This is a genomic window from Chitinophaga pollutisoli (assembly GCF_038396755.1).
GTDB lineage: Bacteria > Bacteroidota > Bacteroidia > Chitinophagales > Chitinophagaceae > Chitinophaga > Chitinophaga pollutisoli.
In genome coordinates, this window is record NZ_CP149822.1 from 4,475,112 (window position 1) to 4,488,437 (window position 13,326).

8 protein-coding genes are annotated in these 13,326 nt (G+C 54.3%); 6 read left to right on the forward strand and 2 right to left on the reverse strand.

Annotated elements, in window-relative coordinates; translation table 11 throughout:
• Positions 1-11 precede the first annotated feature (11 nt).
• The 3 genes from WJU16_RS18980 to WJU16_RS18990 are packed head-to-tail and all read left to right on the forward strand — an operon-like array spanning position 12 to position 5,799.
• Complete coding sequence (locus tag WJU16_RS18980) at positions 12-3,140, forward strand: SusC/RagA family TonB-linked outer membrane protein (protein ID WP_341838676.1); 3,129 nt, start codon at positions 12-14, stop codon at positions 3,138-3,140.
• 20 nt (positions 3,141-3,160) lie between these two features.
• A complete protein-coding gene (locus tag WJU16_RS18985) occupies positions 3,161-4,666 on the forward strand; it encodes a SusD/RagB family nutrient-binding outer membrane lipoprotein (protein WP_341834995.1) in 1,506 nt (501 codons plus the stop codon).
• Positions 4,666-5,799: a CocE/NonD family hydrolase gene (locus tag WJU16_RS18990; RefSeq protein WP_341834996.1), complete on the forward strand. Its 1,134-nt coding sequence runs from the start codon at positions 4,666-4,668 to the stop codon at positions 5,797-5,799. The genes WJU16_RS18985 and WJU16_RS18990 overlap by 1 nt, the downstream gene beginning before the upstream one ends.
• Positions 5,800-5,869: 70 nt before the next feature.
• Here WJU16_RS18990 and WJU16_RS18995 read toward each other — a convergent pair whose 3' ends face one another.
• Positions 5,870-6,937, reverse strand: a complete 1,068-nt coding sequence (locus WJU16_RS18995; protein WP_341834997.1) for a hypothetical protein — start codon at positions 6,935-6,937, stop codon at positions 5,870-5,872.
• A gap of 12 nt (positions 6,938-6,949) precedes the next feature.
• Complete coding sequence (locus WJU16_RS19000; RefSeq protein WP_341834998.1) at positions 6,950-8,806, reverse strand: alpha/beta fold hydrolase; 1,857 nt, start codon at positions 8,804-8,806, stop codon at positions 6,950-6,952.
• A gap of 127 nt (positions 8,807-8,933) precedes the next feature.
• Between WJU16_RS19000 and WJU16_RS19005 the strand changes: the two genes are divergently transcribed.
• Genes WJU16_RS19005 through WJU16_RS19015 form a run of 3 tightly spaced genes read left to right on the forward strand, consistent with a single transcriptional unit; the run spans position 8,934 to position 13,286 of the window.
• On the forward strand, positions 8,934-10,832 hold the full coding sequence (locus WJU16_RS19005) for a hypothetical protein (protein WP_341834999.1): 1,899 nt from the start codon (positions 8,934-8,936) through the stop codon (positions 10,830-10,832).
• Positions 10,833-10,860: 28 nt separating this feature from the next.
• A complete protein-coding gene (locus WJU16_RS19010; RefSeq protein WP_341835000.1) occupies positions 10,861-11,664 on the forward strand; it encodes a hypothetical protein in 804 nt (267 codons plus the stop codon).
• Between the two features lie 11 nt (positions 11,665-11,675).
• Positions 11,676-13,286 (forward strand): right-handed parallel beta-helix repeat-containing protein, encoded by a 1,611-nt coding sequence (locus tag WJU16_RS19015; RefSeq protein ID WP_341835001.1) that lies wholly within the window; start codon positions 11,676-11,678, stop codon positions 13,284-13,286.
• Positions 13,287-13,326: the final 40 nt, after the last annotated feature.

Sequence of the window (13,326 nt, forward strand, 5' to 3'; positions counted from 1 at the left end):
TCCTTGCCTTAATGCTTGCCTTCACAGCCGTTTCAACCACCGCGCTTGGGCAAGCGCTTACCGTGACAGGCACGGTTACATCGGAAAAAAATGGGGAGCCGCTTCCCGGAGTTTCCGTCACGTTATTGAATTCAACCAAATCAGCGATCACTGATGAAAAAGGCTTTTACCGGATTATTTTGCCTTCCTTGTCCGGGACACTCGTATTTACTTACATCGGCATGGAGAAAAAAGCGGAACCTATAGGCAACCGCACACTGGTTAACGTCCAGCTCGCAGAATCCAACAGCGCCCTGCAGGAAGTAGTTGTTACCGCCATTGGTATCGAACGAAAGCGCGCCGCGCTGGGATACTCCGCACAGGTAGTCAAAGGAAGCGAACTTACCGAAGCCCGCGAAGTGAACGTCGCTAACTCCCTCAAAGGGAAAGTCGCTGGCGTTTTCGTGAGCGCATCCGCAACGGGGCCCGGTGGTTCCAGTTATGTCAACATCCGCGGCGCCAGCTCGTTCCAGGGCAACAACCAACCGCTGTACGTGATCGATGGCGTACCCATCGATAACCAGACCGTCGGCGCGCCCGACCTTAACAACGCCCGCGGCACCGCCCGCGACTACGGCGACGGGATCGGCAACATCTCGCCCGATGACGTTGAAACCATCACGGTGCTCAAAGGCCCGAACGGTGCCTCGCTTTACGGCGCCCGCGGCGCCAACGGCGTTATCCTCATCACCACCAAAAAAGGAAAAGCCGGCAAACGCGCCAAAATCGATTTCAATTCCAACGCCGTATGGGAAAAGCCGCTCGTGACACCGCAGCGCCAGAATTCATACGGTCCGGGTTATGGCGAATCCATCGAGTCGTGGGACCTCGTTACCATCGACGGCCGCGAAGTGCGCCAGCTCCCCGCAGGCATCCCTGATATGTGGGGCGCTAAATTCGACGGCCAGCCCATCGCGCTCGAACTCTGGCCCAGCCTCGGCGTGTTCTCCTATACCGGGAAAGGCTCCGACGAGTCACGCAATTTCTACGCCACCGGCAGCACCTACACCAACTCACTCGCCGTTTCCGGCGGCACCGAAAAAGTGAATTACCGGGTGTCGTTTTCGGATCTGCGCAACAAGGGCATTTACCCCACATCCACCCTTGATCGCCAGACCCTAAACACCACCCTCGGATTCCAGGCTACGGATAAACTCTATATCGAAACCCGCGTCAACTACATCCGCCAGGCCGGGAAAAACAGGCCGGGCTTCGGTACCGATATCAATACCATCGGTATGTCGCTCAACCGTTTCCCCGCTTTCCTGTCGATGGACATGATGAAGGATTACAAAACACCCGACGGACAAGCCAATAACTGGACCGACGGCCGCCCGTTCAATCCTTACTGGGTGCTGAACGAGTTCCTCAGTACTGATAGCCGCGACCGTGTGAACGGCTACCTGCTGGCCCGGTATAAACTGGCGTCCTGGCTTACGTTGCAGGCACGCGGCGGCACCGACTTCTTCTTCGATGTACGCGATTCGCGCATTGGGGTGAATACGCCCACCGGCTCTGGGAACCTTCGCCGCGGACAGGTGAACAACGACCGTATCCGCATGCGGGAAGACAACTTCGACGTATTGCTCACGGCCAATGGCGCGCTGAGCGATAAATTCACCGGAACTTTCTCCGTGGGCGCCAACCGCCTCGACCGCAAGCAGCAGGAGATGACGCTGCAGGGCAATAACCTGAATATCGATCATCTCTATAATATCATCAACGCAGGCCTGGTGGTGCCGGCCGACCGCCTCAACCGCCGCCGCATGAACTCGGGATATTTTACCGGCCAGATCGGGTATAATAATTTCCTTTTCCTGGATATTTCCGGTCGTAACGACTGGTCGTCGACCCTCGGGGCCAATAACTACTCTTTCTTCTATCCCGCGGCCAGCGCCAGTTTCGTTTTTACTGACGCTTTCCAGATCAAAAATGACAAGTGGCTGAGTTTCGGTAAAGTGCGGTTGTCTTATGCCCAGGCGGGTAAAGACGCAAGCGCGTACCAGACGCAGATCGGGTATAACCTGAGCACGCTCAGTTACAATGGCCAGCGTATGGCTTCTACACCGGGGACTATTCCGCTGGTGGACCTCAAAAACGAACTGACGACTTCCTTTGAAACGGGTACGGAGCTGAAATTCTTCCGCGACCGCCTGGGGATCGACTTTACGTATTATCATGCACGCGCCAAAAACCAGATACTGGGCGTGGATATCCCGGCGCCTACCGGCTTTTCGCGCAAGCTGATCAATGCCGGTGAGATCCGTAATCGCGGTTTGGAGTTGATGGTAACGGGTACGCCTATATCGTCCCGCGGCTTCACCTGGAATATTTCCGTGAACGCCTCCCGCAACAGGTCGGAAGTGGTTTCCCTGGCGCCGGGCATCAATTCGCTGAATCTGTACAGCACGGGTGAAATGAGCATCGAGGCGCGGCCCGGACTGCCGTACGGCAATATCGTGGGTTACAAGTACAAACGGACGGCTACTGGCGAGAAGTGGCTCAACGCTGCCGGCGCTTACCAGCGGGATGCTACTACTTCGGTGCTGGGTAACGTGCAGCCGGATTACCTGGCGGGCATCACCAACAATCTTTCCTATAAAGGGGTAAGCTTGTCGTTCCTGATCGATGTAAGGCAAGGTGGAAAGATTTTCTCTTATTCCAAGCAGCAGCAATGGTCGGTGGGTACGGGTAAAGGCACGGAAAACGGCGACAACCTGATCGCCGATGGCGTGATCGAAGGGGCCGACGGTAAATTCACCCGTAGCAATATCGTGCTGGGAAGATCGGCTTATTACCAGAGTATGAGTTATGGCAATATCAGCGAAGAATTCGTGCTGGACGCCAGTTACATCGCGCTTCGCGAATTAACGCTGGGTTACAACGTCGGTAAGCATTTCCGTCAGGGCTTCATTCTGAAATCAGCCAAGCTGACGGCTGTTTGCCGCAACGTGTTGTATCTGAAGCAGAATAAGCAAATCAAGGAGATGGGCGCCAATCCGGAAGGTGGCTTCGGGCCGTTTACCGTGGCGCAGGGCTTTGAGTCTACCGGTGTGCCCATTACCCGCAATTTTGGTCTGAACCTTTCTGTTTCCCTTTAATTCACTGAAAAATTAGCATTATGCGATTGATATATAAATGGATCATGGTGGCTGGCGGATGCGTGGCGTTGGGAAGTTGTACGAAGGATTTCAAGGAAATCAACACCAATCCCACGCTCATCGGCCGGGATATCGTACAGCCGCAGCTGTTGTTTACCAGCGCTATTAAGAATTTCGTGTTCCAGAACCAGACGCACGGTCTGCTGGCGGATTACGCAGGCTATTATAAAAATCCCGCGTCCGGGAATGTTTTCCAGAACCGGGATTGGAGTAATCCATTCAATACCCATTACCGTAACTATCTCATCAATTTCTCCGAAATGATCCGGCTGTGCGAGCAAGATCCCTTGCGCAGGAACATGTTGAATATCGGTAGGATTTGCCGGGCGATGGTCTTCCAGCAACTGACCGACGCTTACGGTGATGTGCCATATTTCGATGCGGTGAAGTCAGTAGAAAATGTGATCGTACAACCTAAATACGATACCCAGGAAGCGATCTACCGCGAAATGCTGAAGGAGTTGGATGAGGCGTATGAAGCGCTGCAGAGCGATCCTGCCCAGTTCTCGCTGGGAAATGCGGATATCGTGTTGAAAGGGAATGTGGATGGATGGAAGCGGCTGGCCAACTCGTTGCGCCTCCGCATGGCGATGCGCGTACGTTACGCGGCGCCCGACCTGGCGAAACAGCATATCGATGAAGTGATGACCCGGCCATTCATCACCACGAACGCGCAGAACGTGAAACTGGCTACGCTCAATGACGGGAATGCGGATAATGCGAATCCTTTCTATTCGAGACAACAGACGAGCCCGAATAATATGGTCGTGTCCTTCACGCTGACCGACAATCTCAAGCGCCTGAGCGACCCGCGCCTGCCGTTGCTCGCGCGCCCGGCCAACGCGCCAGAAGCGGGATACCGCGGTGTTCCCCTTCAGTTCGAAACGACGGATGGCGTTCCGAGCCCTTATCAGACGGACTCCGTGTCCAGGATGGCGCTTACCTTTCTTCAACCGGTAATTGATATTGTCATCATGAATGCGTCTGAAGTATTCCTCCTCCGCGCTGAAGCAGCGCTCGCGGGGATTACGAACGAAGATGAACAGGATCTCTATCGCCAGGGAATCCAGCTGGCGATGGCGCAATATGGCGTGGCCGCTGGCGACATCACCACGTACCTCGCTTCCCCGGCTGCTACCCTGGCCGGTACAGACGAGCAAAAACTCGAACAGATCATCGTGCAAAAATGGCTGGCCGTTTACTACAATATAAACGAGGGCTGGGCGGAATTCCGGAGAACGGGTTACCCCAGGATCTGGACCGGCACGCTGAAAGGAGACACCGACGGCAATATACCCCGCAGGCTTACGTATCCGTTGGCAGAGTCCCTCCGGAACGGTGATAATTACAAGGCGGCCGTATCCCGTCTCAGTGGTGGCGATATCCTTATGAGCCGCGTTTGGTGGGACAAAAAAGCCGGCCTTCCGCTGGCGCATCCCAAACAAGGCCAGCAATATCCTGAATAGTGAGACATAAATTATTTTCCCTGAGCGCCGGCTTCGTTTTGCTGGCATCCATGGCTGCCCGGGCACAAGCCGATACGGCAGCTGGCGCTCAGGTTCCTTATTCCTCTGCGTTGCATTTCGGCCGGCAATATGCAAAGGCTGAAAAAGCGTTTTCGTTTAAAGGGCAAACTGCGAATGATGTGTCCCGGTGGCGTTCTGCGTTTCTTCCGCGCCTCAAAGCAGCTTTGGGCCTCGATAAAATCGAATCGCAGCTGCCGGGATACATTCCCCGGGCGCACATGCGCTCGTCGGAGGATATGGGGGCGTATATCCGGCAGCGTTGGGTAATCTGGACGGAACCAACGGTTCCCTTGCCCATGGTGATCCTGCTGCCGAAAGGCGGCGGTACGCGCCCGCTCGTTTTGACTCCACATGGCCACGGCAAAAATCCCGAACAATACGCCGGCATTTATCTGGACGAAGAAGAGCGCCGCATGGTGGCGGCCCGCGGCCGTGATGTGGCCGTGCAGGCCGTGAACCTTGGTTATATTGTTATTGCGCCTACTACCAGGGCCTTCGGTGAAACGCGCACGGAAAAGGACAAGCGCGACAGCCTGCCGTTTTCCTGCCGCATCCAGCTGATGCACGATCTCCTCGTCGGCCGGACGCCCGTGGGCGACCGCGTGTGGGATATGTCCCGCATCATCGATTGGGCGCTGGCGCACTTGCCGGTAGATAAGGAAAAGATCGCCATCACCGGGAACTCCGGCGGCGGAACCGTTTCGTTGTTCGCCGCGGCATGTGATGGTCGGATCGCCGTTGCCGCGCCTTCTTCTTACTTCTGTTCTTTCGAAGCCAGCATCGGAACGATCGCGCATTGCGATTGCAATTACATCCCCGGCATCCTGGAATTGGGTGAAATGGGAGATGTGGCCGGATTGATAGCGCCCCGCGCATTATGCATTATTAACGGCCAGAAAGATGAAATTTTCCCGATAGCAGCCGCCCGCGCTGAATTTCAGCGGGCGCAACGGGTGTATGGTGTCGCCGGAGCTGCTTCAAAACTGGAAATGTATGAAGGCGCCGGTGGGCATGAGTATTACAAGGATGGAGTGTGGCCTTTCATCACAAAGTGTTTCAGCTACCCCAAATAAACGTGTTTTGACTGTGATTAGCCGGGTGTGTATTTCTATACGCCTGGCTTTTTTTATGCTTTTTCATTTTTCAATCTTTCCAATCCGATATCTTATTGATGAAAGCAATCAGGCGTTCCGCCATCACAGCATGCTCCGCCGCGTTCGGATGCCCGTTTCCGCCGATGTAATCGAAAGTAAAGGCATGAATTCGAGGATCCTGCAACCTGTTAACCGCCTCCCGGATATATCCCGGCCACGGCGAACCGTTGCTCACGGCGCCCATGCTGCCCAATGCGCAAATAATGCGCGCGTTCGGGTAGTGCCGGCGTAAATTTTTGATGAATCCCATATAAGTAACGATCACCGTTTCGGGTGTGGGCGCGGCTTTGTCGCCGAACTGGCGAATGTATTGCGGATGCTTTGGTTGCAGGAATAGTGAAGCGTCGTTTTGCAACAGGTTTACGACAACGATCTCTGGTTTATCTTTGCTGAAATCCCAAACACTGCTGCTATCGGCCGGGTTGGTGCGGTCGTAGATCTCCGGCATGATATCGTTCCCCCAGCTGATCATCAGCCCGATCCCGCTGGAGGAATTGCAATGATATTCGGCTCCGAAGTGCCGGGCGGTGCGTGCGCTGTAGCTCAGGTAATTGTTGGTGGATGGCCCTTTCGACGAAGTGTCGCGCTCGCGCATGCCCGCGCCAACCGTTATCGAATTGCCGTAAAACGCGATCCGCCGGCGCGGCGTTTTGATGCGGTAAGTTTTTGTTCCGTCTTCGTATCGGAATCCATGGAAAGTTGTTATGCCGTTGTACCAGTCAGTTTGCCGGTGCAGTGAGACGGTATGTTTGCCCGGTTTGAGGTTTTCCGCGATAACATACGTTTTCCGGCCATAGGCGGGCGTGAAGTCGCGCACGGGCTGGCCGTCGATGATGATGCGGTATACGTTTCTGCCGGTCGCATCTTCCAGTTCCGCCGCTACCGAGGTGCCTGAAAAACGCGTGCTGATCATGGTTCCGGGCCAGTAAATGCCCGTGCTGCCATTGCCGAAATGCTTCACGCGCCCAGTGAAATTTGCGCGCTTATTTTGAGCGAAAGTTGCGCCGGGCGAGAGGAGGAGCAGTAGTAACAATGCCCGGAAGTAAGTGTGCTTCATGCTTTATATACATTATTGACCGACCGTGATGGAAAAGGTGCCCCAGGTCACGTTGCGCTTAATCGTTTTCCATTCTTTTACTTCGTAACAGGCAAGGAATCGGATCACGTGGCCCGGCGGACAATTCTTCGCGATCCGGATCAGGGAAGAAAGTGCGTACCCATCACCCCATTTGTCGGGCTGCAGGTCGTCGTGCAAGGTTTCGGATACAATATAGGGATCTTCGAAATATAATTTGGTACGATGGCTGAATTGATAGATCATGATTTTTTCGCCTGGCTCCGCGATGTTGTTGCCGTTGCCGCTTCCGTAAATCTCGCTGTCGCCGTCGTCGATCCCGATTTCATTGAAAGAAGGAACTGCGAAAAAGGGAAGTGCTTCAAACTCGTCTTCCCAGCTGCGGCCCTTTTCGTCTTTTATCGTCAGTTGAAATTTTACGAATGGACTGGATCCGTCGGCCGGAGGTTCCTGGTTCGCGGAAATGGTGAAACTGGCGTCTGTCCAGGCGAGTTGTCCGGATGCGATGGCGGGCAGCTGGATGGAGGGTTGTGCAATGTTGACGCCGGGAGTGGTGGTGGATAACGTGGCGGTTAGTTTGCCGGATGCGCTGCCGCCACGGTTCAGGAGGCGCAGGCGGATGGATGCGGGTGTTTTGTGCGGGAGAAAGTGATCCTGGCGTCCGGCGTTGAAATCGGCCAGCACGATCTCCGGCGCGGAATTTTTGGCGTTGATGCCGAAAATGGCGGGTGTTCCGTTCGTGTTAACCTGGATGCGGCCCCGCGCGTCTGCGGTGATATTCCGGGTAGAGATGGAATCTTTGGATTTATCGTATTGCACCAAAGTGTACGTGGCGTTAGGCCGGTAAACGGGTGCGGTGCTGATTTGCAGGGCAGTGCCCGGGATGGGTGGGCCATCTGGTTGCCAGGCGCGGGTTTGCGAAGTGAAGCCGCCTTTGGTGACACCATTTAGCTCGATATATCCCGGAGTAGTCATGTTGCTGTTGACGGCGTAATCCCAAACCTCGAAGTTGGGGTACAGGTCGGCGTGGTGCCACCTTTGCGGGGGAGGTGCCGGTGTGCCGATGGCGCCCGCCACAAAAAGGAAAGCGTCCCTGAATTGTTCGAAATTCAGTTGATGGGGACCTTCGTATGCCTGGTAACTGTAATCCAGCTTCGGCTCCTGTTGCGCGCCGTGGTGCATTTCTGTATTCAGGTGTACCAGTTCTTCTCCGATCGATCCGTTTTGGAATCGCAGTTTCACGCCTTTGAAGTTTTTAAACATATACCGTTGCTGGTAAAGCGTGTGCCGGGCGGGTGATCCCGCGAAAAATTCCGGCGAACCTTTCGAGTTAACGGAAATACTGACCAGTTGCGGGTATTTTCCGGCCAGGAAGAATGACATGAACCCTCCCATACTGTGCCCGATCAATCCGCGGTTGGCGCGGTCGGATAGGGTGCGATAGCTAGAGTCGATGTGGCCGACGAGCTCCAGGAAGTAGTCCTTGAACTGGACCGGGTAATTGATATTGGAATGATAACCGATGTTGTACGGGCGGTCGTCTTGCGGAACGGAGCGCCCGTTCCAGGCGACGAGAATTACGGATGCGTCGTTGACCAGTGCGGGAACGCCGGCAAATGGCAGTTTGTGATCGCCTTTATTGCCATGGAAGTAATATATGACAGGGAATTTTTTGCCGGGTTGTGTGTGGTAGTTGGCTGGCAGGTAGATGCGATACGGTCTGGCGCCGCCGAAAACCTGGGAGTAATGGCTGGTGTCGGTTTGTGCCTGGGCGCTGCCGGAAAAAACAGTCAAAATAACGAGACAGGCCCGTATGGAAATATCGCGAAAGCGCTGAAAGGGATAAATCATTTTCAAAAACTTATTTTTATTTTGAAATTTTTATGAAGATAAGGTTTTGAAATAAGAATAAGAAGTGTTTTATTTGCTTTACGTTATTTTTCAATTTTCTTTAGCTTTTCTCAAAACGTATCAGGATATGAAATTTTGCTGTGCCGAAAGATGGCTGGCCTTTGGCTGGTTGTCGATGCTCTGGGGCTGCCTTCTTTTAACGCAATCAACTACTGCCGCCACCACGGCGGATACCGGCAGGGTGTTCGTCATTAACGCTCCCTTGAAAGACCTTGCCGGATTCAGGAAATTAGTGCGCCAACTCGAAGTTTTAAAACCTTATGGTAAAATTCAGGTGAATGTCAGCACCCTGGCAGATAAAAGTTTTCATGAAATCCCGGAAAAGGGAAGCGCCTGGCATGAATACGCGAGCGCCAATCCTACGCCGTTTAAATTTTTCCCGGATGCCCGTCTGGCCCCGTTTATCCCTGCCGAATTCGTAAAAAAGAACCGCCAGCTGCTGCTGGAGAAAGCGAAAATCCTGCGGGAAGCCGGGATGGAAGCATCGTTTCTCGGCTATGAGCCCAACTTCATGCCGGCCGCTTTTTTTGAAGCTTACCCGGAGTTCCTCGGCGCCAGGGTCGATCATCCCCGGAGAAGTACCCAAATGGAATTCGCGCCCTGCGTACATCAAAAGGACACACGCGAACTGTTGGCGGGCATGATGACCGAAATGCTGCGCCAGGCCCCCGAAATCACCAGTTTCTCTTTCAAAACCAACGACGCCGGCGCTGGTATTTGCTGGTCGGATTGGCTGTACACCGGCGCCAACGGCCCCGCGCAATGCAAGCACATGAGCACCGGCGAACGCGTGCGCCAACTGCTGGAAGCCTACCAGGAAGGCGCGGCGCGCGCCGGCAGGAAGTTGTCCATCTATCTCGACGAAAGCAATTCCAATTTCTCGGAAGCGGAACGCGCCAGCATCGAAGCGGAACTGCCGCCCGGATGCTACTTTAAAAGCAATAACCGGCGCGCTCTCGTGAATGTAGGCGGCACGCTCGGCAGTCTGTACCCCGTAACAGGGATTCTCAACCCGGTCGCATTTTTGGACCAGCTGCAATCGCTGCCCCGCAACGAAAATAAAACCATCTTCATATCCCTGCGCGCGGCCTACGATCGCGGGGTGGAGCGCGCGGATATGTCGGAAATGATCATCAATCTCGTTGCCCGCCGCTTTCGCGATACCGCTTCCTGGCAGGGCGCGGACGGAGAAATGACGGAACTGAAAAAGCTTTGCCGCGAATGGGGCGGTCCGCAATCAGCGGAAACCCTCACCAACGCCTGCGTTGCCCTGCAGGAAGCGTTTACCTATAAATCCACCACTTTCCCCGCCGTGCATTCCCTGTATTGGGGCGTGACGGTCCGCCTGATGACGCGCCCGCTGGTGGTGGCGCCGCAGCTGCTGGCGCCCGCAGAAGAAGCGTACTTCCTGCCTTACGTTTTCAATATTTCCACCGAAGAAGCGCGGATGGATTATACCGACATTCACGGCGGGCGTTTCACCGTGCCGCCAAACGTAGTGGCGAACTACGTGTTACGCATCCAACGCGCAGCAACGCTTTTTGATCAGCTTGATACGCAAGCGCCGCAAAGAGATTTCTTTTCGCGCATGGCTACGTCCCTGCGCGTCCACGCGGGTATTATCCGCAGCTGCGGCAACTTCGCAGCCGCACAGGCGATCCGCGACCGCAACGCCGAAGCGCTCGCCGGACCGGCACGCCTGCCAGACAAAGCTTCCAGCTGGACAGGCCATCCCGATTTCATCACTTTCAATAACATTATGCGTGACGAGCTGGATAATACCAATGCGATGATCCGGCTGCTGGAAAATGGCGGGGCGCAACAGGTGATTGTGGCGGATAAACCGCTGTACGAAGACCGTTTCCTGCTTGGGCCTGATCTGGCGGCGCAATTGAAACAGAAAAGGAAAATCATGATGCGCCACTGGCAGGACATCGAAAAGTATCTCGCTTCTCCCTTGAAATAGCAACCGTTCCACAATAAAACTATCAGACATGAAAAAGAAAATATTCCTCGTGTTATTCGCTGCCGGACTGTTGCTCCTGTGCATCAACATTTTCGGGTTGTTTAAATCGATGCGTAACCCGGAATTATATACGCTGGAGCACACGATCAAAAACAGGATCGGTGATGTGAAGATCAAATACCCGGAAATTCAGGAGCAGCTGGAAAAGCAGCCGGGTGAATCTGAGCACGACTACGCAGTGCGCATCAATAGTGTGATCCACGACGGTTTCGCGCATTACTGGAAGCGCGAGGGGATCGATAAATTCAACATGCGCGTGCCCGTTTGGGAGAATTACCTGTTATTCGGTGCGTCGTACGTGAAGCCGGAGAAATATGAAAGATATGAGTTCACGGATTATAAGAAGGGCCTGGAAAGAGGTGTGGGCGTTTGTTCCGGGCATTCCATCGTGTTGAAGGGTTACTTGCTGAAGAACGGTATTAAAGCCGAGTTGCTGGACGTGGGCGGCCGCCATGTGGTGGTGCGCGCGGAGCTGAACGACAAAACCGCCCTGATCCTGGACCCTGATTTCGGTGTGGCGGTGCCTCACGACACAGCGGCGCTTACGGCCGACCCGGAGCTGGCGCGCGCGCCTTACGCGCAAATGGCGGCGTTGTATTATCCCGAAGCCAAAGAGCCGTATACCACGGAGCTGATGGTGGACATTTTCGGAAAGCACAAGCATGTGTACAACGTGAATAATCCTTTCGAGAAATTTTCTTATTGGGCGATCTGGGTAATTCCTTTTCTCCTGATGGCGCCATACCTGGTTTATTTAGTCGGAAAACGATAAATTGTAATTGAATGAATGCCACGTTTTTGATGATCCGGAGCTTTGTTTGCTGTCTTGGTGTATGCGCAGCAACCGTTTCGGCGGCGCAATATTCGCCGGTACCGCACCGGGAGCTGCTTCCGGGGGAAATTCCGGTTTCAGGGCCGGGTAATTACGCCGAACCGGGCCGCACCTATGTGCTCACCCGCGATGTGGTAGCGGAAAGAAGCGCGATTTTCCTTGGGAAGGATGTAACGCTGGATCTGAACGGATACACCATCCGGTATGCGGATGCCGGGTATGGGCATATTGCCAACCGGGGTTTTGAGGAAGGATTGAAAGGATGGGATGTAGCTGCCGCCCCGGGCGCGAAAATAGAGAATACGGCGGATGTGCATGTATTCGTCGGCGAAAAATTGCTGCGGCTGAACGCGGGCGATGAAATCCGCTCGGGTTACGTGCATCTGCCGGTGGCGAACCGTTCTTATATCGCGATGTGCGGGGTAACGGGATGGCATTTTCATGATCCGCAAATGAAAGGTGATGTGCGCAATGAAATGAAGGTAAGCGTGTTTGTGGAAGATGAACAGGGCCGGGAAGTAACATGTACCACTACATACAGGGATACCGCGATGGTGAGCGCACCCGTGGAAAAGCGCAGTCCCAGGCTGGGCGGAGGTTTCGTGTTTGCACATCTCCAGGGTTTGCCGGCGGGGAAATACAGGGTGCGGGTGCGGGCCGATACGGATTGCCTGGTGGATGAAATCGATATTCGTCCCACGCAGGACGTCGGCGTGGGGATAGTCGGGGAAACCTGGGCGCGGGGGCATTACGATCATCTCTACCAATCCCAGTTTGCGGCATTCTTCGATTATACCGCCGATCCCGCCTCCGGAAGGCCCCTGGCGGGTATACCGGTGGCAATGGGGAGAGGCGTGGTGAATATCCGGAACGGCCGGATCGAAAGCGGTTCGGAAGGCGCCATTTCCTGGGGGATTCAATCTTCCGCAGAAGATGTGCGCTTGGTTTTGAGCAACGTTTCCATCACCACGTCCGGCATCAATGCCATCGCCGTGGATGTGACAAACGCTACTATCACCAGCTGCCGTTTCGATGTCACCAATCCGTTGCTCATTAATCGCCACGGCAGTAATTTCTATGGCGTGGATCTGCGGGGGAAACAGGCTTCGCAGGTGTCGTTTTCGGAATTCTTCGGCGGACAGGGTTGCCTTGTTTTTAAAGGGAAACATTCCGATATTCATCACAACAAATTCTACAACCGCCAGGCCGTTACCAATCACTACAGTATCATGGCCATGGGCGACAGTTCCCGCATCTTCGATAATTACATCGAGCCGGAAAGAGGTTCCGGTATTGAGATCTACACTAAAAAATACATCGACATCTTCAACAATACGATCAAAATCCGCACTTCTCCGCCTACCTGCGAATACGGGAAGGAAGAGTACAGCGCCAATGCGATCCGCATCGCAGATTACCGCGCCAAACCCGGAGCGCCTAACGGAGCTTATGGAAACAGGGTTTTCAATAACAGGATTCATATCACGGCGGTCAATTTCCCGCATCCGAAGGAATATATTCCGCTGTCGTGGGCCTTTTTTTACAGCGCCAGCGGGGGATAATGATATTTTCGGGAACGAAATCGTAATCGAACATACCGAT